Below are 23,424 nucleotides of genomic sequence, written 5' to 3'. Positions count from 1 at the left end.
CCGTGTCAACGGTGACAGCAGCACCACCCCGCAAGCAGCGCAAGCAGCCCAGCGCGCCGGTCCAGAAGGCCGCGCGGATCCGCAACTCCCTCTCGGAGCGGATCGCCCCCTACGCGTACGTCGCGCCCTTCTTCATCATCTTCATCGTCTTCGGGCTCTTCCCGCTCCTGTTCACGTTCTACGTCTCGCTCTTCGACTGGAACCCGATCGGCGAGCAGACCTTCGTCGGCATCGCCAACTTCCAGCAGCTCTTCGCCGACTCCCGGTTCTGGAACGCGCTGGTCAACACCTTCGGCATCTTCATCATCTCGACGGTGCCCCAGCTGCTGTTCGCCCTCTTCCTCGCGCACCTGCTGAACCACGCCCGCCTCCGCTGGGCGAACTTCTTCCGCATGGCGCTGCTGGTGCCGTACATCACCTCCGTCGCGGCGACCGCGATCGTGTTCGCGCAGATCTTCGACAAGAACTTCGGCCTGATCAACTGGTTCCTCGGCATCTTCGGACTGCCGTCGATCAACTTCCTCGCCACGAACTACGGCTCCTGGATCGTCATCTCGACGATGGTCTTCTGGCGCTGGTTCGGCTACAACACGCTCCTCTACCTGGCGGGCCTGCAGTCGCTGCCCCGCGAGATGTTCGAGGCGGCCTCCGTCGACGGCGCGTCCAGCTGGCAGCAGTTCCGCCACCTGACGATCCCGGCGCTGCGCCCGATCATCGTCTTCACCGTGATCATGTCGACCATCGGCGGTCTGCAGATCTTCACGGAGGCGCTCCTGGTGGCCCCTGAATCGGGCCTCACCTGCGGCGCCGGCCGGCAGTGCCAGACGCTGGCGCTCTTCCTCTACGAGCAGGGCTTCGGCCAGTTCAAGTTCGGCTACGGATCCGCCATCGGCGTCGTGCTGTTCGTGATCGTGGTCCTCGTCTCCCTCCTCAACTTCTACCTCTCCACCCGCACCCGGAAGGAGGCCGTCTGATGTCGGATGTGATCGACCAGGCCGTCCCGCAGACGCTGGCCCCCACGGTCCAGAAGGCACAGCTGCCGAAGCGGCGCGGGAAGGGCGGCGGAGTCGGCTGGCCGACCTACGTCTTCCTCGTGATCGCGGTGCTCGTCTCGATCTTCCCGCTCTACTACATGTTCGTCGTCGCGTCGGTCGGAGCGACCGCCGTCACGTCGATCCCGCCGCGCCTGTACCCGGGCACGAACTTCATGGCGATCGCCGAGAAGGTGTTCGACACCGTCCCGTTCATCGCCTCGATGCTGAACAGCCTCATCGTGTCGCTGAGCATCGCCGTCATCTCGGCGATCCTCTGCGCGATGGCCGGCTTCGCCTTCGCGAAGCTGCAGTTCCCGGGTCGCAACGTGCTGTTCCTGATCGTGCTGCTGACGATGACGGTGCCGGCGCAGCTGAGCATCATCCCGCAGTACCTGATCGTCTCGGCGCTCGACTGGGTCGACACCCTCCAGGCGATCATCGTGCCGGGCCTGGCCAGCGCCTTCGGCATCTTCTGGATGCGGCAGCACATGTCCACGACGGTCAGCGACGAGCTGATCCAGGCGGCCCGCATCGACGGCGCCAACTCGTGGCAGCTGTTCTGGCGCATCGCCTTCCCGGTGGTCCGCCCCGCGGCGTTCGTCCTCGGGCTGATCACGTTCACCGCGGTCTGGAACGACTTCATGTGGCCGTTCATCGTCCTCAAGTCGCCGGAGCTGTTCACGGTGCAGATCGCGCTGAAGCAGCTGCAGGCCAACCGCTCGATCGACGTCGCCCTGGCGATGGGCGGATCGTTCATGGCCACCCTCCCGCTGCTGATCGCGTTCTTCTTCGTCGGCCGCCGGATGGTGTCCGGGATCATGGACGGGGCGTTCAAGGGCTGATGCACGACGCTTCCCCAGCACTGCCCGGGACGGACGCCGCGCGTCCTCCCGGGCGGGACTGGCGGGACCGCGCTCTGCCTCCGGCCGAGCGCGCCCGCCTCCTGACCCAGGAACTCACCCTCGAGGAGAAGGCGGCGCAGCTCGGCTCCGTCTGGCTCACCGACTCCGCCGACGACTTCGCCCCGAAGCTCGACGACGGGCCCGCCGCGGGCGACGACCTCTTCACCGGCGGCCTCGGCCAGCTGACCCGCGTGTTCGGCACCGAGCCGGTCACCGTCCCGGAGGGCGTCCGCCGGCTCCGCGAGCTGCAGGAGCGCGTGGTCGCAGGCAGCCGCCTCGGCATTCCGGCCATCGCGCACGAGGAGTGCCTCACCGGCCTGGCCGCGTACGGCGCGACCGCGTTCCCCACTCCGCTCGCCTGGGCGGCCACCTTCCACGAGGAGCTCGTGGGCGAGATGGCGGAGGCGATCGGCTCGGACATGCGCGCACTCGGCATCCACCAGGGCCTCGCCCCGGTCGTCGACGTCGTGAAGGACTACCGCTGGGGCCGCGTCGAGGAGACCCTCGGCGAGGACCCGTACCTGGTCTCGCAGCTCGGCGCCGCCTACGTGGCGGGGCTGGAGGGGACCGGCGTCGTCGCGACGCTGAAGCACTTCGCCGGGTACGCCGCCTCCCGCGGCGCCCGCAACCACGGACCCGTGAGCATGGGGCCGCGCGAGCTCGCCGACACGGTGCTGCCTCCGTTCGAGGCCGCCCTGCGGCACGGCGGCGCCCGCAGCGTGATGACCTCGTACACCGACATCGACGGCGTGCCCAGCAGCGCCAGCCGGCACCTGCTGACGACGCTGCTCCGCGACCGCTGGGGCTTCGAGGGCACGGTCGTCGCCGACTACTGGGCGGTGCCGTTCCTCCAGGCCATGCACCACGTCGCGGTCGACGCGGCCGACGCGGGGCGCCTGGCGCTGCACGCCGGGGTCGACGTCGAGCTGCCGCAGACGGCGGCGTACAGCGAGCTGCCGCGCCTGATCCGCGAGGGCGTCGTCGACGAGGCCGACCTCGACCGCTCCGTGGCCAGGCACCTCCGCCACAAGTTCGAGGCGGGCCTGCTCGACGGCGGCCCGCTGGTGCCCGAGGGAGCCGAGGACGTCGACCTCGACAGCGCCCGCAACCGCGCGATCTCGTCGCGGATCGCGGAGGAGTCGGTCGTGCTGCTGCGCGACGAGGACATCGCGGGGCTGCTGTCCTCCGGCTCGCTCGCCGTCGTGGGACCGGCCGCGGACCAGTTCCGCAGCCTGGTCGGCTGCTACGCGTTCCCCAACCACGTGCTCTCCAAGCACCCCGGCCACGACCTCGGGCTGTCGATCCCGACGGTGCTGACGGCGCTGCAGGAGGAGTTCGGAGCGTCGCGCGTGCGCTTCGCGGCGGGCGGCTCGATCACCTCCGCGTCGACCGACGGCGTGCAGGAGGCGGTAAACCTCGTCCGCGGCTCCGACGCGGCGGTCGTCGTGGTCGGCGACATCGCCGGTCTCTTCGGCGACGGCACCTCGGGCGAGGGCTGCGACGCGGCCGACCTCCGCCTCCCCGGAGCGCAGGAGCCGCTGGTGACGGCCGTGCTCGAGACCGGCGTGCCCACCGTGGTGGTCGTCCTCTCGGGCCGGCCCTACGCGCTCGGGGCGTTCGGAGCGGCGCGCGGACTCGTGCAGGCGTTCTTCCCGGGAGCGGACGGGGCGGCCGCGGTCGCCGGCGTGCTCTCGGGCCGCGTGGCTCCGACCGGGCGGCTGCCCGTGCAGATCCCGCGGCTCCCGTCCGCCTCGACCACGTACCTGCAGCCGTCGCTCGGGCTCTCGAACCCCGGGATCACGGCGCTGGACGCGACTCCGCTCTACCCGTTCGGCTACGGGCTGACCCGCGGCGCGGTGACGTACACGGAGCTGGCGACGGCGGCGGAGCTGCCGGTCGGCGGATCGCTCGACGTGGCGGTATCGCTCCGGAACGACGGCGCCGACACGGTCGAGGTGGTGCAGCTCTACGCGGGCTACCCGACCTCGGCGGTGGTGCGGCCGGTCGCGCAGCTGATCGGCTTCGCGCGCGTGCCGATCGCGGCGGGCGAGACGATGACGGTGCACTTCCACGTCGACGCGGCCCGGCTCGCGGTGACGGGGGAGGACGGCCGGCTCGCCGTGGACCCGGGGCCGCTGCGGCTGACGGCCGGCGCCTCGGCGGCGGACGCGGCGGTGACGGCGGAGGTGTCGATCACGGGGGAGCGGCGGTTCCTCGCCGAGCGGGCGCTGCGGACCCCCTGGTCGTTCGCGCGGGGCTGAGCGGTCGGCGCCTCAGGGGGGAGGCGCCGGCCGCTCGCGGGGGGGCGGGCCGGTAGTGCCGGCTCGCGAGTCCGCAGAAGTCGCGGTGCTCGAGCGCGGGACCTGCGACTTCTGCGGGGTCGGCGGCGGGGAGCGCGACGGCCGCGTAGCACCGCAGGCGCCAAGCGCAAGGGGCCCGCGCGAGCCGGGGGCCCGGCCTAGCGTGGAAGGAGCGGCGCCGCCGGTGGCGGCCCGCGGAGAAGACCGATGCAGAGGAGAGTCATGCCCGCCCTGACCGACACGTTCACGCTGTCCAACGGAGTCGCCATCCCGAAGATCGGGTTCGGCACCTGGCAGATCCCCGACGGCCCCGAGGCCTACGACGCGACGACCGCCGCGCTCGAGGCGGGCTACCGCCACATCGACACCGCCCGCGCCTACGGCAACGAGGCGAGCGTCGCCCGGGCCCTGCGCGACAGCGGCGTCCCGCGCGACGAGGTGTTCATCACCACCAAGCTCCCGGCCGAGGTGAAGGACTACGAGGGCGCGAAGGCGAGCTTCGAGACCACCATGGCGGCGCTCGAGCTCGACCACGTCGACCTGTACCTCATCCACGCCCCGTGGCCCTGGCAGGACATGGGCTCGGACCACCGCGAGGGCAACATCGCGGCGTGGAAGGCGATGGAGGAGATCCTCGAGGCCGGTCGCTCGCGCGCCATCGGCGTCTCGAACTTCCAGGTCGCCGATCTGGAGTCGCTGATCGCGGCGACCGACGTGGTGCCGCACGCCAACCAGATCCGCTGGTTCGTCGGCAACACCCAGGACGAGACGACCGCGTACTGCAAGGAGCACGGCATCCTCGTGGAGGGCTACTCGCCGCTCGCGACGGGCGGCCTGCTCGACAACTCCGACATCGGCGAGATCGCCGCGAAGTACGACAAGTCGGTGGCGCAGCTCTGCATCCGCTACCTGCTCGAGAAGGACGTGCTGCCGCTGCCGAAGTCGACGACGCCCTCGCGCATCGTCGAGAACGCCGACGTCGACTTCGAGATCTCGTCCGAGGACCTCGCACACCTCGACTCGCTCGTCGACACGGAGTCCTGACCCGCGGTCGCCCGCTCCTGACGGTCCGGAGGCCGTCGCACTCGGGCTCGAGTGCGGCGGCCTCCGTCGTCTCGGCGCGTCCTGCGCCGCCTCCGTTCGCGCGTGCGCAGAAGTCGTCGCACTCGACGTCGAGTGCGACAAGTCCTGGCTTCTCGCCGGACTCCTCCGATCGCGGTTCCGCGAGTGTGCAGGAGTTGTCGCAGTCGGTCTCGAGTGCGACGACTCCTGGAGTCTCGGGGTGCTCGGCGCAGGAGCGACGGGCGCCCGGCGTCCTGAGGCCGGTCGCGAGTGCGCAGGAGTTGTCGCAGTGGGCGTCGAGTGCGACAACTACTGGCTTCTCGTCGGGCTCATCCGGACCGCGGTTCCGCGAGTGTGCAGGAGTTGTCGCAGTCGACGTCGAGTGCGACGACTCCTGGCTTCTCGCCGAGGCGAGCCGAGGCGGGGCGGGGCGAGGCGGGCCCGCCCGCCCGCCCCGCCCGGCGCCCGCGCGTCAGGCCAGGCGCAGCAGGCGGCAGCCGTGCGGCTCGAGCTCGAGCTCGACGGCGCCGCCGACGATCGGCAGCTCGGCGCCGCTCCACACGTCGACGGCCGAGGTCGCGCCGGAGCAGCCCAGGTCGGCCAGGTGCGCCGAGTAGGTCCGTGCCGACGAGCCCAGCCAGAACACTCCGCGCCACTGCTCGTCGCCGCGCCACGCCGACCACACCACCAGGTCGCCGTCGCGGACGATCTCGCGGCTGCCGTCGCTGCCGAGGAGCGCGAGGACGTCGCCGTTCGTCAGCAGCGCGAGCGTGTCGGCGGGCGTGTCCGGGAGGTGCCCGCCCATCATCAGCGGCGAGCGGAGCAGGCACCACAGCGTCACGAGCGTCCGCTGCTCCGCGGGCGTGAACCGCGAGAGCCGGTGCTCGCCCACGTGTGCGCGCACGCCGATCCGCCCCAGCGGCAGCATGTCGGCGTCGGCCCAGGCGCCGGGGCGCTGGTGCGGCGCCCAGCGCGCGGCCCGCTGGAACTGCTCGTGCAGGTGCGCCCAGTCGTCCCAGAAGTCGTCCGAGATCCGCCACATCTGCGCGGTCGACCGCAGCAGCTCGAGGTTCTCGAGCGAGAGTTGCTTGCCGGGGGAGAGGCTCAGCACCATCGGACGGCCGGTCGCGTCGATCGCGCGGGAGAGGGCGGCGATCTCCTCCGCCTGGATCGGCGGGTAGAGCACGTCGTCGAGCTTCACGAAGTCGACGCCCCACGAAGCCAGCTGCGCCATCACGGAGTCGTAGTACTGCTGCGCGCCGGGCGCGCTCATGTCGACGCCGTAGTTGTCGGGGTTCCACGGGCAGACGTTCCCGCGGTCGGCGATGTCGGCGCAGGTCGCCTCCGACCCGAGCACCGGCAGGCCGAGCTCGGCCGCTCGGCGGGGGACGCCGCGCATCAGGTGCACGCCGAAGCGGAGGCCGAGGGCGTGCACGCGCGCGGCCAGCGCCGTGAACCCGCCCGTCGCCGCGGAGGGGAAGCGTCCGGCGGCGGGCTGCGGGCGGCCCCAGCCGTCGAGCACCGGCTCCGACACCTCCTGGTAGTCGCTCGTACCGGGATCGGGCTCGTACCACTGGATGTCGACGACGACCGTGTCCCAGCCGTGCGGCAGGAGGTGCTCGGCGAGGTACTCGGCGTTCGCGAGCACCTCCTCCTCCGTCACCGAGGCGCCGAAGCAGTCCCAGCTGTTCCAGCCCATCGGCGGGCGGCGGGCGGCCTCCGTGCGCGCGGCGATCACGACAGCTCCAGCGTCACGGTCGCGAAGGAGTGCGGGGGCAGCGTGACCCGCAGGCCTGTGGCCGTGGTCTCGATGCCCTCGAGGGCGACGGGGCTCACCTCGTCGGCGGCGCCGGGCCGGTTGTGCGCGTCGGGGCGGTCGGCGGTGAGGAGGCGGCCGGTCGCGCCGGTCACGGTCCCACCGCGGAAGTCGAGGGAGACCTCGAGCGGCTCCTCCAGGTCGACGTTGGTCAGCGAGACCAGGACGCGGCCGTCCTTCGTGGAGGCGGAGGCGGAGGCGACGGGGATCTCGCGGCCGTCGACCGCGTGCGTCGGGCCGGCGACCGTGGTCGGCAGAACCGTCGCGTCGTGATGCCCCTTGTTCATCTCGAACACGTGGTACGTCGGCGTGCGGACCATCTCGCCGCCGTCCGGGTCGGTCAGCAGCATCGCCTGCAGCACGTTCACCGTCTGCGCGATGTTCGCCATCGTCAGGCGGTCGGCGAAGCCGTGGAAGACGTCGAAGTGCCAGGCCGCGACCATCGCGTCGCGGATCGTGTTCTGCTGGAAGAGGAAGCCCGGGTGGGTCCCCGGCTCCACGTCCCACCAGGTGCCCCACTCGTCGAGCACCATCCCGTACTTCTTCTCGGGGTCGTGGACGTCCATCACCGCGGCGTGCGAGCGGAGCAGCTCCTCGATCCCCTGCGCGGCCACGATCGTGCTCCAGTAGGTGTCCGCGTCGAAGTCGGTCGCGCTGCCCTTCGCGTGCCAGCTGCCGCCGATCGTGTAGTAGTGCACCGAGACCGACTCCCACGGCACGGAGGAGAAGGGGTGTCCCTCGATCTCGGGGATCACCTCCATCAGCGTCTGCGTCCAGTGGGTGTCGGCGCCGTCGGCTCCGGCCGCCACGCGGTAGAGCGGAGTGTCGTTGCCGCTCTGCACGAAGGTCCCGAACTGCCGCGCCAGGTCGGCGTAGGCGCCGGCGCGCATGTTGCCGCCGCAGCCCCAGGTCTCGTTGCCGAGCCCCCAGAAGCGGACGGTCCACGGCTCCTCCCGGCCGTGGGAGCGGCGCAGATCGGCCATCGGCGACTTGCCCGCGCCGGTGAGGTACTCGGCCCAGTCCGCCATCTCCTGCACGGTGCCGGATCCGATGTTGCCCGAGATGTAGGCGTCGGCGCCGAGCAGCTCGCAGAGCGCCATGAACTCGTGGGTGCCGAAGGAGTTGTCCTCCGCGACTCCGCCCCACTGGGTGTTGATCAGGCCGGGACGCTCCTCGCGCGGGCCGATGCCGTTGGTCCAGTGGTAGCGGTCGGCGAAGCAGCCGCCGGGCCAGCGGAGGTTGGGGATGTCGAGGGCGCGGAGGGCCTCGACGACGTCCAGGCGGATCCCGCCCTCGTTCGGGACGGGCGAGTCCTCGCCGACCCAGAAGCCGTCGTAGATGCACCGGCCGAGGTGCTCGGCGAAGTGGCCGTAGAGGTGGCGGCTGATGGTGGCGCCGGGGCGGTCGAGGTCGACGGTGACGGTGCTGTTCACGGAGTGCTCCAGGGTGGTGGCGGACGGGTCGGCGGCGGCGGTGCTCACGCGGTCTCGCGGACGAGCCGCAGGACGATCGCGCGGTCGGCGTGGAAGGTCGGCAGGTCCAGGCCCGCCTCGCCCAGCAGGCTCCCCGAGTAGGCGGGGGCCGGGGCGTCGGAGTCCAGCGGCACCGTCGACTCCAGCCAGTGCGGGCTCTGCCAGGGCGGGCCGAGCGAGCCGGGGCGCGCGGTCTCGATCCGGTAGCGCGCCCGCGGATCCAGGCCCGGGAGGCGGACGCGGCGGCGCGAGTCCGCGGTCAGCGCAGGCGTGACCAGCGTGTACAGCGCCTCCGAGCCGTCCGGCGCGACGACGCCGCGCAGCGACGGCGCGTCGGGGTCGGAGTCGTCGCCCCCGACGACCCGGCCGGTCGCGATCAGGCCGCGGTGCTCGCGGTACGCCGCGATCCAGCCCGCCAGCACGGGCTCCTCCTCCGCGTCCAGCTCGCGGAGGTCCCACTCGATCCCGAAGTGGCCGAGGAAGGCGATCGCGCAGCGGGTGTGCAGGTCGCTGGTGCGACCGGTGACGGAGTTGACCGGCGAGGCGACGTGCGAGCCGAGCATCTCCGGCGGCACGAGCAGCCCGGTCCAGCGCAGCATCCGCGAGCGGTCCAGCGGGTCCTGGTTGTCGGAGGTGTGCACGCGGTCGGTGCGCTCGAGGATCCCCAGGTCGACCCGGCCGCCGCCGGAGGCGCAGCTCTCGATCTCGAGCTCCGGGTGCCGGGCGCGCAGCTCGTCGATCAGCCGGTACAGCGCGAGCGTCTGCTCGTGCACCGCCGCCGTCCCAGTGGCGGGGTGGCCCGCGTCGATCAGGTCGCGGTTGTGGTCCCACTTGAGGTACGCGACGCCGAGGTCGGCGACCAGGCCGTCGAGCACGGCGAGGATGTGCGCGAACGCGTCGGGGTTCGTCATGTCGAGCACCTGCTGGAAGCGGAACCGCGGCGGCAGCTCCTCGCGGGCCCGCAGGATCCAGTCGGGGTGCGCGCGGGCGAGGTCGGAGTCCTCGTTGATCATCTCGGGCTCGACCCAGAGGCCGAACTCCATGCCCAGGCCGCGGACGTGCTCGGCGAGGGGGAGGAGGCCGTCGGGCCAGGCGACGGGGTCGGGCGTCCAGTCGCCGAGGCCCGCGCGGTCGTCGCTGCGGCCGAGGAACCAGCCGTCGTCGAGCACGTAGCGCTCGACCCCGAGGGCGGCGGCTCGGTCGGCCAGCTCGGCGAGGACGGCGAGGTCCTGGTCGAAGTAGACCGCCTCCCAGACGTTGAGCGTCACCGGGCGCGGCCGGCGCGAGGAGCGGGAGACCCCGCGGAGGTGGGCGTGGAAGCGGGCGGCCGCAGCGTCGAGGCCGTGGCCGAAGCTGCCGGAGATCCAGGGGGAGGAGTAGCTCTCGCCGCTCGCGAGGCGCACCTCGCCGGGCAGGAGCAGCTCGCCGCCGCGGAAGGCGAGCCAGCCGTCGCCGCGCTCCACCGCGTGCTCGTGGTTGCCGCCGATGCCGACGTGGCAGAGCCAGACCCGCCCGTCGGCGGAGTCGAAGCCGGGGGTGCCGACCGCGACGACCGTCGTCGCGTCCAGGCCGGTGCGGCCGCGCCGCGAGGAGCGGGAGTGGGTGCCGGTGACGACGGGGTGGCGCTGGGGGATCTTCTCGGTGCCCCAGCGGCCGGAGAAGTCCAGGATCTCGCGGGCCTCGGTCGGGATCCGGAGGGCGGGGTCGACGCCGATCACCTCGAGGTGCCCGGCGCCGTCGTTGCGGACCGAGACGCGGGTCCTGAGCAGTCCGGCGGGAGAGAGAACGATCTCTAGGACGACCCCGATCCGGGCCTGCGCGTCGTGCGCCTCGACGGTCACGGCGGCGCTGCCGGCCTGCGCGACCGCGCCCTCCGCGAGGGCCTCCCCGTCCACCGAGACGGTGTCCACGGTCAGCCTCGGCGACCAGCCGGCGCCCTCCCGGTGCACCCGGAGACCCGGCAGGCCGGCCCAGCCGAAGGTGTGCTCGGGCAGGATCCCGGGCTCGTAGGGGACGTCGGAGGAGCCCTCGATCCCCGTCCGCACGGGAGTTCTTGCGAAAGCTGCGAGATCGTCGTCGCTCGCGTCGAGTCGCGGACCCCAGTGCAGCAGCACGGGCAGGTCGCCTCCCGACTGAGTGAGGAGGGCGGACACGTCATCGGCGACGAGATGGATCACTCTCGGGGATTGCATGTCCCCATTCCTATCGTCGATCCTGGTCTGAGTACAGCGAGAGATCGATCTCGACCCTCGGTCGGAGGGACCACCGCGCGGATCGACCCGCGCCGATCGACCACCGCTCGCACCGCTCACCCCCACCACCCACCGCCTCGACGAGGAGCACCCATGCCGCTGACCCACCCGGCCCCGCACGAGACCCGCCTGGAGCGCGGGGTGCTCGACGCGCGGCGGCGGCTCAACCGCGACTACCTCCTCTCGCTCACCGACGAGGGACTGCTGCAGAACTTCCTGATCGAGGCCGGGATCGGCGACCAGGGCTGGCACCTGCACCCCTCGCAGGACTCGCGCGAGGCCCGCGGTCTCGACCGGTACTGGGGCTGGGAGACGCCGGGCTCGCAGCTGCGCGGGCACTTCCTCGGCCACTGGCTCTCCGCCGCGGCCCGTGAGGTCGCGGTCACCGGCGACCCGCTGCTCCGCGTCCGGATCGACTCCGTGCTCGACGGTCTCGAGCGCTGCCAGGAGGAGAACGGCGGCGGCTGGATCTGGGCGATCCCGCGCGGCTACCTCGACCGCCTGGCGACCGGCCGCCCCGTCTGGGCGCCGCAGTACGCGATGCACAAGCTGCTGATGGGCCTCGTCGACGTGCACCTCGACCTCGGCGACGAGCGGGCGCTGCGGATGGCGCGGGCCGCCACGGTCCCGCTGCTGGAGTGGGTCCGCGGATTCGACGACGCCGCGTTCCAGGAGATCCTCGAGGTCGAGACCGGCGGCATGCTCGAGGTCTGGGCCGACCTCCTCGCGATCACCGGCGACCCCGTCTACACCGAGCTGCTCGGCCGCTACGACCGCCGCTCCCTCTTCGAGGGCCTGCTCGAGGGCCGCGACGTGCTGACCAACATGCACGCCAACACCACGATCCCCGAGGTCCTCGGCGCCGCCCGCGCCTACGAGGTCACCGGCGACGAGCGCTGGCGGACGATCGTCGAGGCCTACTGGGAGCAGGCGGTCACCCTCCGCGGCACCTTCTGCACGGGCGGTCAGACCTCCGGCGAGATCTGGACGCCGCCCTTCGCGTTCGCCGCTCGCCGCGGCGAGAAGACGCAGGAGCACTGCGTCGTCTACAACATGATCCGGCTGGCCGACGTGCTGCTGCGCTGGACCGGCGACCTCGCCTACGCCGACTACATCGAGCGGAACCTCTGGAACGGCCTCCTCGCCCAGCAGAACCCGCGGACCGGGATGGTCGCCTACTTCCTGCCGCTCGAGGGCGGCGCCCGCAAGGACTGGGGCAGCCCGACCGAGGACTTCTGGTGCTGCCACGGCACGCTGGTGCAGGCGCACACGCGCCACTCCGGGCTCGTCTTCTACCGCGGCGGCGACGCCGAGCTGACGATCGCGCAGCACGTCGACGCGAGCCTGCGCCTGCCGACCGCCGCCGGCGACGCGGCGGTGCGGGTCGAGGTGCTCGACACCGCCGGCTACGTCGGCCCGGACGCCAACGCGGGTGCCGCGGGCGACGTGCACCGCCCCACCGCCTCGCGGATCCGGGTCGAGATCGTCTCGGAGGAGGGGGTCGCGCTGCACGTGCGGCTGCGGGTGCCGGAGTGGACCGTCGGCGAGCCGGGGGTCGCGGGCGACGCCGAGCGCGTCCGGGCGGGCGACGGCGCGCTCCTGATCGAGCACCCCGGCGGCCGCACGAGCGTCGACCTCGCCTTCGGCACCGAGATCCGCGCCGTGCCGATCCCGGACGAGCCGGGCACGGTCGCCTTCGTCGAGGGCCCGATCGTGCTGGCCGGCCTCGTCGACCGCGAGATCGCGCTGCGGGGGCGCCTCGAGGACGCCCCCGCCCTGCTCGCCCCCGACAACGAGCGGCAGTGGACCCAGTGGCTGCGCGGCTACCGCGCCGTCGGCCAGCCCGCCGCCGTCCGCTTCCGGCCTCTGCACGAGGTCGTCGACGAACCCTTCTCGCTCTACTTCCCGGTCTCGGCCGGGAGCTGATGGACAGGATCCCCTCCGTGACCTGCGCTCCGCGCTCATGACCGCCTCCACCGCCTCCCCCGCCGTCCAAGCGATGCCCCGCGGCCGCCTCCTGCTGCCGATCTTCGCGATGCTCGTCGGCTTCGGGCCGCTCACCATCGACCTGGTGCTGCCGTTCCTGCCGACGCTGCAGGACGATCTCGGCGTCTCGGTGGCGACCGCCCAGCTGGTCGTCACCGGCGCCACCTTCGGCTTCGCGGCCGGCCAGCTCGTCTCAGGACCGCTCAGCGACGCGGTCGGCCGCAAGTGGCCGCTCGGCGTCTCGGCGGCGCTGCACATCGCGGCGAGCCTCGTCGCGGCGATGACCTCCGACACCGCCGTGCTGCTCTCGGCCCGCTTCGTCCAGGGCGCCGCCTGCACCGCCGCGGGCGTCGTCGTCACCGCCATCGTCCGCGACCTCTACAGCGGCAAGCGGCTCGTCACGATGCTCGCGAACCTCGCCGTGATCGTCTCGGTCTTCCCGATCCTGGTGCCCTCCGTCGGCGCGCAGCTGACCAAGGTGATCGACTGGCGCGGCTCCTTCCTCGCGGTCGCCGCCTGGGGAGCGCTCGCGACCGTGATCGCGCTCCTGGTGCTGCCCGAGACGCTGCCCCGCGAGCGGCGGCACCAGGGCGGGCTCGGCCCGTCGCTGCGCAACTCCTTCGGGATGCTCCGCCGGCCGCGCGTGCTGGCGCTCGCCGCCGCCTCGGCCGCGGGCTGGTCGGTCGGCTTCGCGTATCTCGCGACCGCTCCCTTCCTCTACACGAACGTCTACGCGGTCGGGCCCGACCTGTACGGGCTGCTGTTCCTGGTCACCTCGCTCGTGACGATCGCGGTCGGGCAGACGACGGGACGGGTGATCGTGCCGCGGTTCGGACCCCGGTTCGCGATGTTCGCCTCGGCGATCGTCACGGCGCTCGGCGCCGTCGTGGTCGCGGTGCTCGCGCTCACCGGCACGCAGCCGCTGCTCGTCGTCGTCGGCGCGCTGACGTTCGCGCTGGCCGGCCGCTCGCTCGGCTTCGCCCCGGTGCAGTACCTCTCGCTGCAGGGCCCGTCGAGCGAGGCGGGCAGCGTCACGGCGATCCTCGGCACGGTCAGCTTCACGGCGGCCGGACTGGTGATGCCGGTGATGGGCGCGTGGGCCGAGATCTCGCTGATCCCGTTCGCGATCCTGCTGCTGCTCGCGGGCCTGGTCGAGGGCGGCGTGGCGCTGCTGTTCCGGCCGGGCTCGCGGCGCTTCGATCCCGGGGCGCAGCGGCTCGAGGACGAGCGGGCGGGGGCCGCCCGACCGGCCGGCCCCCGCGCGCACGACGAGAAGAGCTGAGATGACCCTCCGGGAAGGAACCACCGTGGAACTGCGCTCCGGCGACTACACCCTCCGCGTCGAGGCGGGCGGCCTCGAGGTGCTCGCGGGCGAGCGCGTCCTCTACGCGAACGACCGGCCGCTGCGCGTCACGGTCAAGACCGTCGCCGCGATCAGCGAGTACTCCGGCGCGCCCTACGACGACGTCTCGCTGTCGGAGGGGGCGATCACCGCGAGCGGGACGATCACCGTCCGCTCCGGGTCGGCCTTCGCCGTCACCGACGTCTGGCGCGTCGCGGGCGACGGCTTCTCCGTGCACCGCGACGTCGAGGTGCTGGCGGCCGGCGGCGACCTCGGCTTCTCCACCGCCGTCTCGCTCGGGCTGACCGGGTCCGACGACCTCCGCGACTACGAGTGCTTCGCCCCCGGCGCCTGGTACCGCGACAACGCCTTCGGGCCCGCGGACGCGATGGGCCGCGACCCCGGCGGCGAGTACTTCTGGCGCACCGAGACGCACTACGCGCTGCCGCTGTTCGCCGCGCAGAGCCTCGCGACCGGCGAGACCGTGGCGCTCTCGCGCTGGGCGGCCGACGCGACGCTGCCGCGCCTGGACGTGGTCCGCTCGGAGAACTTCACCGACCCGGAGTGCACCGTCGGCTCGATCGGCCTGAGCCGCCCGCAGGGCACGACGCTGAACTACCTCTACTACGGCTTCGGCGTGCGGACCCCGCTCGACGTGCCGCCCGCGGGCCTGTCGATCGACTACGTCCACCCGGGCGCCGACGGCGAGCGCCCGATCGACAACCCCTACTCCGGCCTCGACTACGACGCCGCCCCGAAGGCCCTGCAGCGGGTGAACCACCCGGTCGAGGTCGGCTTCCGCCAGCGCTACGCCGTCGCGGTCGACCTCGGCCGGTACGACGACTTCGCGACGATGATGCGCGCCACCTGGCGCAGCACCTACGCCCGGCTCCGCGACGACCTGTTCGAGGTCGACAACGAGCGGCACTTCCACCACGGCATGGCGATCCTCCAGCGCCTCACCCGCCGCTACGGCGACTCCTGGGGCCTGCCGTTCGCCTGCCAGCTGCCGGACCTCGACGTCTCGAGCGTCTCCTTCCAGTTCGGCTTCGTCGGGCAGCAGCCCGGCATCGGCTACCAGCTGCTGCGCTACGGCGACCGCGAGGGCGTGCCGGAGGCGTTCGAGCAGGGCGTCGGCATCGTCGACTTCTGGGCGCGGACCGCGCTGCCCGAGTCGGGCCCGCCGCGGATGTGCTTCAACCCCTCGCTCGGCGGCTTCGAGCCGTACCCGCACTACCTGCGGATGCTCGCCGACGGCGTCGAGGCGATCCTCGACGCCTACCTGCACCTGCGCGACCTCGGCGACGAGCGCCCGCTCTGGCTCGAGTTCTGCCGGCGAACCGCCGACTGGCTGCTCGTCGTGCAGGACGCCGACGGCAGCTTCCACCGCGCCTACAACGCCGACGGCTCGGTGCGGATGGACTCGCGCTCGAACACCCCGAGCGTGATCCGCTTCCTCGTGCAGCTGCACCTCGTGACGGGGGAGGGGCGCTACCGCGCGTCCGCCGTGCGCGCCGGCGAGTGGTCGTTCGCGAACATCCACCGCACGCTGGAGTACCGCGGCGGCACCTGCGACAACGCCGACATCCAGGACAAGGAGGCGGGCATCTACGGGCTGTTCGGCTTCCTCGCGCTGTACGACCTGACGGAGGAGCCGCGCTGGCTGGAGGGCGCCGTCCGCGCCGCCGACTACACGGAGACCTGGACCTACGCGTGGTCCTTCCCGGTCCGCGCGCCCTGGGCGCATCCCTTCAACCGGTACTCGATCAGCGGACAGAGCATCATCACCCTCGGCGGCGGCGCCGACGTCTACATGGCGGCCTGCTCGTACAGCTACTACCGACTGCACCTGATCACGGGCGACGAGCACTACCTCGATTTCGCCGAGTTCCTGCACCGCAACACCCGCCAGTCGACCGACGTCGACGGCAGCATCGGCTACGCGATGCCCGGCCTCGGCCACGAGAGCGGCGACTTCGCGACCCAGACCCTGCGCAGTCACCACCACTGGCTGCCCTGGTGCACCTTCGTCGAGGTCGACCCGGCCTCGCGCCTGCGCGACACCTTCGGCGTCTACGAGATCGCCGACGCGCAGCGCCTGCCCACCGCCGAGCGGGCGGCCCGCAACCGCGTCTACGACCGCTACGGGCACTCGCGGAGCTGACCCGACCCACCGCATCCGGCGCGCGTCTCGTTCTCACGTCGACGCGGCCACACGGCGGGTCCGGCGGCCAGCGGGGACGACACCCGTTGCGCTGCTCCGCCTCCGTCGGCGGAGCGGAGCTCGTTCCGCGTGCCGCAGCCGTACCCTCCGCAGCGCCCTCAGCCGCGCCACTCCACGTCCACGCGCACCGCCTCCGCACCGAGCTCCAGCCCGCTCGACACCTCGCGCCCGTCGACGCGCAGCACCGCGTCGCGCAGCGTGCGCACCCGCGTCCCGCCCGCCGGTGCCAGCCACTCCGCGCTCGGCACCCGCCGCACCCACAGCGACGCCCGTCCCGGCGACCACTCCAGCCGGTCCACGACCACCCCGCCGCGCGCGCGCAGCCCCGTCACGGCACCCCGCGCCCACGCGGACGGCAGTGCCGGCAGCACCGTCAGCGTCTCGTCATCCGATCCCAGCAGCATCGCCGCCACGAGCCCCGGCAGTCCGCCGCTGGCGTCGAGGTTGAAGATCCGCCCCGCGTCGTGCCGGGTCGTCAGCGTCGGTGACCAGTGCTCGACCGCGAGCCACTCCGCGCAGGTCAGCGCCGCGTCCCCGTCACCCAGCGCCGCCGCCGCGACGCCCACCTGCACCAGCCCGAACGCCATCTCCATCCGCCCGGGAGGAGCGGTCGGCGCCTCGGCCCGCCACGCGATCTTCGCCGCCACCGTCGCCGCCGCGGCGGCCCGCAGCCGCACCGCGGAGGCGCCGGGGCCCTCGAAGGCCGCGTCGCCCGCGTACCAGAGCGGGTACAGCTGCGACGCGTGCCGGTGCGCGATCTCCTCCGCGAACCGCGGGTCGATCCACTCCGCCAGCGTGCCGTCCTCGGCGACCCGGTACTCCGGCAGCTCCGCGACCACCCGCGCCCAGCGCTCGTCGAGCGAGTCGTCGCCGCGGGCCCGGCCGAGCAGCGCCGTCGCCCGCGCGGCGTCCCGCAGCACGGCGACGTCGATCGTCGCATCGACCGCTATCGGCGAGCGCGCACCACCCGGTGTGTTCTCGGGGGAGTAGGAGGGGACGATCCGGCGCACCCCGTCGACCACGGTCGTCCCGGTCTCGGCGAAGCGCAGCACGCCCTCGGCCAGCTCCCACAGCCGGTCGTCGACGATGCCGCGGTCTCCCGTGGCCGCGACGGCGTCGGCGGCCAGGCGCAGCACCCAGCCGCCGCAGCCCGTCCAGAAGAGGTGCGGGTAGCTCGCCGCGAAGTGGTCGGCGCGGCCGTGGGTCGACATCCGCGACGGCAGGAGCATCCCCTCGGACCCGTAGACGAGGCGCGCGTTGTCGCGGTAGTCGTCGAGGTGCGGCAGCACCAGCTCCAGGATCGACAGCGCCAGCTCGGGCGTGCCGGTCGGGATCATGCCCGCCATCGCTCCGTTCTGGACGTTGCCGTTCAGCGTGTAGTCGGCCGACCACGCCGGCCGCCAGGTGCCCTGCCAGACGCCCTGCAGCGTCGGCGGCAGCTCGCCGGTCGACGCGACGATGTTGGCCCGGCCGCTCAGCCAGGCCAGCTCGACCACGCGGCGGCGCGCGCCCTTGTCGCCGGCGCGGGCGGCGTCCCACAGGTCCTCGGTCAGCTCGGCGTCGGAGGCGCCGTCGAGATCCAGCACGGAGGCGCCGACCAGCCGGCCGTGCCCCTGGCGCTGGGCGTCGCGCAGCTCCTCCCAGGAGAGGTCGGCGGAGGCGTCGGGAGCCGCGCCGATCGCGACGTCCAGCCGGAGCACGCGGGCGACCCCCGCGGAGATCTCCACGTCCGAGACGGCGGCGCCCCCGGCCACGCGCCACGTCGCTCCGCTCGTCGCCCGCGTCACGGCGCGGATCGCGGTCGGGCCCTCGCCCGCCTCGGCCGTGAGCACCGCGGAGGCGCCGCCCTCGACGTGCGACGAGACCACGACCGAGGCGTCGGGCACGCCGGTGTCGAAGGAGGTCGCCTCGCCGGCCCCGAGCGCGAGCTCGACGGTGACGACGGTGTCCGCGGAGGACTCCAGAGCCAGCCGGACGCCCTCGCCGCCGTGCGGGGCGAGCAGGCGCACGGCGTGGCGGCCGCCGTCCTCGTCGGTCCACTCCACCGCGGCCTCGCCGCCGAGCGGATCGATCAGGCGGACCGCGGAGGCGACGCCGCCGGGGGTGCGCAGCGTGACGGTCGCGCAGAGGCCGAGCGGGTCGGTCCAGATCAGGCCGCCGTCGTAGCCGCTGTCGCGGGCGGCGCGGGCGAGCAGGGCGGTGGCGGTGTCGGAGTCGCCGGCCAGCAGGGCGCCGCGCAGCTCGTCGCGGACGCCGGCGAGGTCGGGCGCGTCCGGGCGCGGATTGACGGGGAGGAACCAGCGCTCGTGGGCGAGCGGGACGGTCAGGGAGTCGGCCGGGCCGTGCACCACGGCGCCGACGCGGCCGCTGCCGACGATCAGGCCCTCCTCCCAGGTCGGGGCCGCAGTGGCGGTGACGAGGGTGGGCGTGCGCGACAGTGCGCCGGCGATCGGGGCGATGATCGGTTCCTTTCGGGCTCGCGGGAGTGCCTGATATGTTGCGTGAACCCTCAAATTACCTCTCCCGGTGCGACGGCGCGCGGGAGTCGAGAGTTAGGAATCCGCGATGACGCGACCGATCACCCTCTTCACCGGCCAGTGGGCCGACCTCCCGTTCGAGGAGGTGGCGCGCCTCGCGGGGGAGTGGGGCTACGACGGCCTCGAGATCGCCTGCTGGGGCGACCACATCGACGTGGCGCGCTGGGACGACACGGAGTACGTGCAGAGCCGGAAGGACATCCTCGAGCGCAACGGCCTCCAGGTCTTCGCGATCTCGAACCACCTCACCGGCCAGGCGGTCTGCGACGACCCGATCGACGAGCGCCACCGCGACATCCTCAGCGACCGCGTCTGGGGCGACGGCGACCCCGAGGGCGTCCGGCAGCGCGCCGCCCAGGACCTCAAGGACACCGCCCGCTTCGCCGCCGCGCTCGGCGTGACGCAGGTCAACGGCTTCTCCGGCTCGTCGATCTGGAAGGGCGTGGCCATGTTCCCGCCCGCCTCCGACGAGTGGATCGCCGCCGGCTACCAGGACTTCGCCGACCGCTGGAACCCGATCCTCGACGTCTTCGAGGAGGTCGGCGTCCGCTACGCGCTCGAGGTGCACCCGAGCGAGATCGCCTACGACTACTGGACCGCCAAGCGCACCCTCGAGGCGATCGGCCACCGCGCCTCGTTCGGCTTCAACTTCGACCCGTCGCACTTCGTCTGGCAGCAGCTCGACAGCGTCGCGTTCGTGCTCGACTTCGCCGACCACATCTTCCACGTGCACGTGAAGGAGTCGGTCACCAACCTCGACGGCCGCAACGGCGTCCTCGGCTCGCACCTGCCGTGGGCGAACCCGCGCCGAGGGTGGACCTTCGTCTCGACCGGGCACGGCGCCGTCCCGTGGGAGCCGGTGTTCCGCGCGCTCAACGCGATCGGCTACACCGGCCCGACCAGCGTCGAGTGGGAGGACGCCGGCATGGACCGCCTCGACGGCGCCCCCGAGGCCCTGGCCTTCGTGAGGAAGCTCAACGCGATCAGGCCGCCGGCCGACGCCTTCGACGCGGCGTTCTCGACCTCGCGCGACTGACCGCACGCCTGCATCCCGGAGGCCGGAAGGACCGACTGCCCGCGAGGGCCGTCCGGGCCTCCCGGCCTCCGTCGTGCTGCGAGCGCGTCCGCAACCGGGGCCGGGACGCTGCAGCGGGCGCCGAACGGGCCGGAGAGGGCGATCCGCCCTCGATCGCGGACGTGATCCAGGTCGGTCTCGGCGGCGGGCCCCCGCCCCGACCCGGCGGCGTGCCGGGAACGACGGACGGCCGACCCCCCGCAGGGAGCCGGCCGTCCGGCCTCGCAGGATCTACAGGCCCTGGGAGAGGCGGTAGTACGCCGCGTTCGAGCGGATGTCGGACTCGAAGCCGCGGAGGGTGGTCGACTCGTCGATCACCAGGAGCTCGACGCCGGCGATGCGGGCGAAGTCCTCCCACGCCTCCAGGCCGATCTGCGTCGTCATGACCGTGTGGTGCGCGGCACCGGCGGTGATCCAGGCGGCGGCGCTGGTGCCGAAGTCCGGGGCGGGCTGCCAGACGGCGCGGCCGACGGGCAGGTGCGGGAGCGTCTGGGGCGGCTCGACGTTCTGGACCTTGTTCGCGACCAGGCGGAAGCGCTCGCGGACGTCGCTCAGGGCGACCACCACGGCGGGGCCGGCGTCGGCGGTGAAGACCAGGCGCACCGGGTCCTCGCGGCCGCCGATGCCCAGCGGGTGGATCTCGAGCGAGGCGCGCTTCGACGACAGGGACGGCGAGACCTCGAGCATGTGCGCGCCGAGGATGAGCTCCTCGCCGGGCGTCATGTCGTAGGTGTAGTCCTCCATCAGGCTGGTGCCGCCGGGGAGGCCGGCGCCCATGACGGCGGCGATCCGGATGAGGACGGCCGTCTTCCAGTCGCCCTCTCCGCCGAAGCCGTAGCCGTCGGCCATGAGGCGCTGCACGGCGAGTCCGGGGAGCTGGCGGAGCCCGCCGAGGTCCTCGAAGCTGTCGGTGAACGCCTCGAAGCCGCCCTCCTCCAGGAACGAGCGCAGGCCGATCTCGACCGCGGCGCCGTAGCGGAGCGACTCGTGGCGCTCGCCGCCGGGGAGCAGCTCGGGGACCACGTCGTAGCTCTCGAGGTACTCCGCGACGAGGGCGTCGATCTGCTCGGAGGTGGCGGCGTCGACGCGCTCGACGAGCTCGTTCACGCCCCAGGTGTTGACGCTGACGCCGAGGCGGATCTCGGCTTCGGTCTTGTCGCCCTCGGTGACGGCGACGTTGCGCATGTTGTCGCCGAAGCGGGCGACCTTCATGCTCCGCGAGGCGGACCAGCCGGCGGCCGCGCGCGACCAGGTGCCGATGGCCTCGGTGACGCGGGCGTCGCTCGCGTGGCCGACGACCGTCTTCCGGGGCACGCTCATCCGGCTGAGGATGTAGCCGTGCTCGCGGTCGCCGTGCGCGGCCTGGTTGAGGTTCATGAAGTCGAAGTCGATGTCCTGCCACGGCAGGGCGACGTTCGCCTGGGTGTGGAAGTGCAGCAGCGGCTTGGCGAGCGCGTCGAAGCCGTGGATCCACATCTTCGAGGGGCTGAAGGTGTGCATCCAGGTGATGACGCCCACCACGGAGTCGTCGGAGTTCGCCTCGATCATGGTGCGGCGGATGGCGTCGGAGCTCTTCAGCACCGGCTTCCACTCGACGGTCACGGGGATCGCGCCCGCCTCGTTCAGCTGCGCGACGACGGCCTGCGACTGCTCGGCGACCTGGCGGAGGGTGTCCTCGCCGTAGAGGTCCTGGCTGCCGGTCAGGAACCAGACGGTGCGGGTGGCGAGGTCGGGGATGATGCTCTGGTACACGCTCATGCGATGGCTCCGGTGGGGTTCTGTCCGTAGACGTTCTGGTAGCGGTCGAACAGGGCGTCGATCGACTCCTGCGGGATGGGGACGAGCTCGCCGCCCTGGCGCGCGAGGTGCACGGTGCGGGCGACGTCCTCGGCCATGACGGCCGCCTTGACGGCGTCCTTCGCGTCCTTGCCGATGGTGAAGACGCCGTGGTTCTGCATCAGGACCGCGCGCGAGCGGTGGCCGCTGAGGGTCGCGACGATGCCGCGGCCGATGGAGTCGTCGCCGATGATCGCGAACGGGCCGATGGGGATCTCCCCGCCGAACTCGTCGGCCATCGCGGTGATGACGCAGGGGATCGACTCGGCGCGGGCCGCCCACGCGGTCGCGTAGGTGGAGTGCGTGTGCACGACTCCGCCGACCTCGGGCATCTCGCGGTACACGTAGGCGTGCGCCGCGGTGTCGCTGGAGGGGCTGCGGTCGCTGCCGGGGGTGCCGGGGACGACGTTCCCGTCGAGGTCGCAGAGGATCATGTTCTCGGGCGCGAGGTCGTCGTAGGAGACGCCGCTGGGCTTGATCACGAAGAGGTCGGCGCCGGGCACGCGGCCCGAGATGTTGCCGCCGGTCCAGATGACGAGGCCGTAGCGGACGAGCTCGGAGTGCAGCCGCGCGACGTCCTCGCGGACGCGGGCGATCGCCTCCTCGACGGCGGGGGTCTGGGTGGTCATGCGGTAGCTCCCTGGTTCTGCGGGTCGGTGAGGGTCTCGACGGCGGTCTGCTCGACGGCGAGGCCGGCGCGGTAGCGCTTGAGGTAGGCGGAGAAGCCGGCGACGTCGTCCGCGTCGGGGGCGACGGTCTCGAAGCCGGAGTCGCCGAAGACCTGATCGGTGAGGTACGCGTCGAGCGCGACTCCGCTCTGCAGACGGTAGGCGGCGAGCACCGCCATGCCCCACGGGCCGCCCTCGGAGGCGGTCGCGGCGACCGAGACCGGGGCGTCGAGCGCGCCGGCGAGGAAGCGCTGGGCGACCCCGGCGGTGCGGAACATGCCTCCGTGCGCGAACATCTCGTCGATCCGGACGCCCTCGCCCGCGAGGACGCGCATGCCCAGCGCCAGGGTGCCGAACACGCCGTAGAGCTGCGCGCGCATGAAGTTGGCGAGCGTGAGGCGCGAGTCGGGAGTGCGCACGACGAGCGGGCGGCCCTCGACCAGCCCGGCGATCGGCTCGCCCGCGAGGTGGTTGTAGGCGAGCAGTCCGCCCGCGTCCGCCTCGCCCTCGAGCGCCTCGGCGAAGAGGGTGCCGTAGACGGCGTCGCTGTCGGAGGGTCCGCCGGACGCGGCGGCGAACCGCGAGAACAGGCCGACCCAGCCGGCGAGCTCGCTGGCTCCGTTGTTGCAGTGGACCATCGCGACGAGGTCGCCGGCGGGGGTCGCGACGAGGTCGAGCTCGTGGTGCACGCTCTCCAGCGGGCCCTCGAGGACGACCATGGCGAAGATGCTGGTGCCGGCGCTGACGTTGCCGGTGCGCGGGGCGACGGAGTTGGTCGCCACCATGCCGGTGCCGGCGTCGCCCTCGGGCGGGCAGGCGGGGGCGCCGACGCCGGCTCGCTCACCGCCGAGGGCGCGCTCCTGCTCGACCCCACCGGCTCCCTCCGACCCGGCGCCCGCGGGGAGCACGGCGGGCAGC

Annotated in this window: 15 protein-coding genes; 8 read left to right on the top strand and 7 right to left on the bottom strand. The window is 72.9% G+C overall.

Annotated features, from left to right (window positions below):
- Nucleotides 1–11: 11 nt before the first annotated feature.
- The 4 genes from C5C50_RS10950 to C5C50_RS10935 all read left to right on the top strand — a co-directional run bounded on the left by C5C50_RS10950 (nt 12) and on the right by C5C50_RS10935 (nt 5,280).
- Nucleotides 12–974, top strand: coding sequence for a carbohydrate ABC transporter permease (locus C5C50_RS10950; protein ID WP_104224677.1), 963 nt, complete (start codon nt 12–14; stop codon nt 972–974).
- On the top strand, nt 974–1,876 hold the full coding sequence (locus C5C50_RS10945; protein WP_104224678.1) for a carbohydrate ABC transporter permease: 903 nt from the start codon (nt 974–976) through the stop codon (nt 1,874–1,876). The genes C5C50_RS10950 and C5C50_RS10945 overlap by 1 nt, the downstream gene beginning before the upstream one ends.
- Nucleotides 1,876–4,197 carry a glycoside hydrolase family 3 N-terminal domain-containing protein gene (locus tag C5C50_RS10940; protein WP_104273442.1) on the top strand — a complete coding sequence of 774 codons (2,322 nt, stop codon included), beginning with the start codon at nt 1,876–1,878 and terminating at the stop codon, nt 4,195–4,197. Before C5C50_RS10945 ends, C5C50_RS10940 begins: the two co-directional genes overlap by 1 nt.
- 261 nt (nt 4,198–4,458) lie before the next feature.
- Nucleotides 4,459–5,280: an aldo/keto reductase gene (locus C5C50_RS10935; protein WP_104226493.1), complete on the top strand. Its 822-nt coding sequence runs from the start codon at nt 4,459–4,461 to the stop codon at nt 5,278–5,280.
- A gap of 490 nt (nt 5,281–5,770) precedes the next feature.
- On the opposite strand, the gene C5C50_RS10930 is transcribed toward C5C50_RS10935, so the two are convergent.
- The 3 genes from C5C50_RS10930 to C5C50_RS10920 are packed head-to-tail and all read right to left on the bottom strand — an operon-like array spanning nt 5,771 to nt 10,778.
- On the bottom strand, nt 5,771–7,036 hold the full coding sequence (locus tag C5C50_RS10930; protein WP_258067740.1) for a glycoside hydrolase family 27 protein: 1,266 nt from the start codon (nt 7,034–7,036) through the stop codon (nt 5,771–5,773).
- Complete coding sequence (locus tag C5C50_RS10925) at nt 7,033–8,595, bottom strand: alpha-L-arabinofuranosidase C-terminal domain-containing protein (protein WP_308471832.1); 1,563 nt, start codon at nt 8,593–8,595, stop codon at nt 7,033–7,035. Before C5C50_RS10925 ends, C5C50_RS10930 begins: the two co-directional genes overlap by 4 nt.
- Entirely contained in the window at nt 8,592–10,778 is a 2,187-nt protein-coding gene (locus C5C50_RS10920; protein ID WP_104273465.1) for an alpha-galactosidase, read from the bottom strand. The genes C5C50_RS10925 and C5C50_RS10920 overlap by 4 nt, the downstream gene beginning before the upstream one ends.
- 153 nt (nt 10,779–10,931) lie before the next feature.
- On the opposite strand from C5C50_RS10920, the gene C5C50_RS10915 reads away from it, so the two are divergent.
- From C5C50_RS10915 to C5C50_RS10905, 3 genes are read left to right on the top strand one after another with little or no spacing between them, the layout of a single operon-like run.
- Complete coding sequence (locus tag C5C50_RS10915; protein WP_181133923.1) at nt 10,932–12,764, top strand: beta-L-arabinofuranosidase domain-containing protein; 1,833 nt, start codon at nt 10,932–10,934, stop codon at nt 12,762–12,764.
- Nucleotides 12,765–12,801: 37 nt separating this feature from the next.
- Nucleotides 12,802–14,106, top strand: coding sequence for a multidrug effflux MFS transporter (locus tag C5C50_RS10910; protein WP_104273440.1), 1,305 nt, complete (start codon nt 12,802–12,804; stop codon nt 14,104–14,106).
- A gap of 25 nt (nt 14,107–14,131) precedes the next feature.
- Nucleotides 14,132–16,330, top strand: a complete 2,199-nt coding sequence (locus tag C5C50_RS10905; RefSeq protein WP_104273464.1) for a hypothetical protein — start codon at nt 14,132–14,134, stop codon at nt 16,328–16,330.
- Nucleotides 16,331–16,488: 158 nt separating this feature from the next.
- On the opposite strand, the gene C5C50_RS10900 is transcribed toward C5C50_RS10905, so the two are convergent.
- Nucleotides 16,489–18,903 (bottom strand): glycoside hydrolase family 95-like protein, encoded by a 2,415-nt coding sequence (locus C5C50_RS10900; RefSeq protein WP_146085885.1) that lies wholly within the window; start codon nt 18,901–18,903, stop codon nt 16,489–16,491.
- Between the two features lie 52 nt (nt 18,904–18,955).
- On the opposite strand from C5C50_RS10900, the gene C5C50_RS10895 reads away from it, so the two are divergent.
- Nucleotides 18,956–19,963 carry a sugar phosphate isomerase/epimerase gene (locus tag C5C50_RS10895; RefSeq protein ID WP_104273438.1) on the top strand — a complete coding sequence of 336 codons (1,008 nt, stop codon included), beginning with the start codon at nt 18,956–18,958 and terminating at the stop codon, nt 19,961–19,963.
- Nucleotides 19,964–20,233: 270 nt separating this feature from the next.
- Here the strand turns inward: C5C50_RS10895 and araA are convergent, their stop codons facing one another.
- The 3 genes from araA to C5C50_RS10880 form a co-directional block, all read right to left on the bottom strand.
- On the bottom strand, nt 20,234–21,760 hold the full coding sequence (araA, locus tag C5C50_RS10890; RefSeq protein ID WP_104273437.1) for an L-arabinose isomerase: 1,527 nt from the start codon (nt 21,758–21,760) through the stop codon (nt 20,234–20,236).
- Nucleotides 21,757–22,467, bottom strand: coding sequence for an L-ribulose-5-phosphate 4-epimerase (locus tag C5C50_RS10885; protein WP_104224687.1), 711 nt, complete (start codon nt 22,465–22,467; stop codon nt 21,757–21,759). Before C5C50_RS10885 ends, araA begins: the two co-directional genes overlap by 4 nt.
- Nucleotides 22,464–23,424: FGGY-family carbohydrate kinase (locus C5C50_RS10880; protein ID WP_258067739.1), on the bottom strand; the 961-nt coding region annotated here is incomplete at its 5' end. The genes C5C50_RS10885 and C5C50_RS10880, both read right to left, overlap by 4 nt.

This window comes from Rathayibacter sp. AY1D9, from assembly GCF_002932395.1.
GTDB lineage: Bacteria > Actinomycetota > Actinomycetes > Actinomycetales > Microbacteriaceae > Rathayibacter.
Note: the sequence above shows the minus strand (reverse complement) of the source record. Positions and strands in the feature narration are given on the sequence as shown.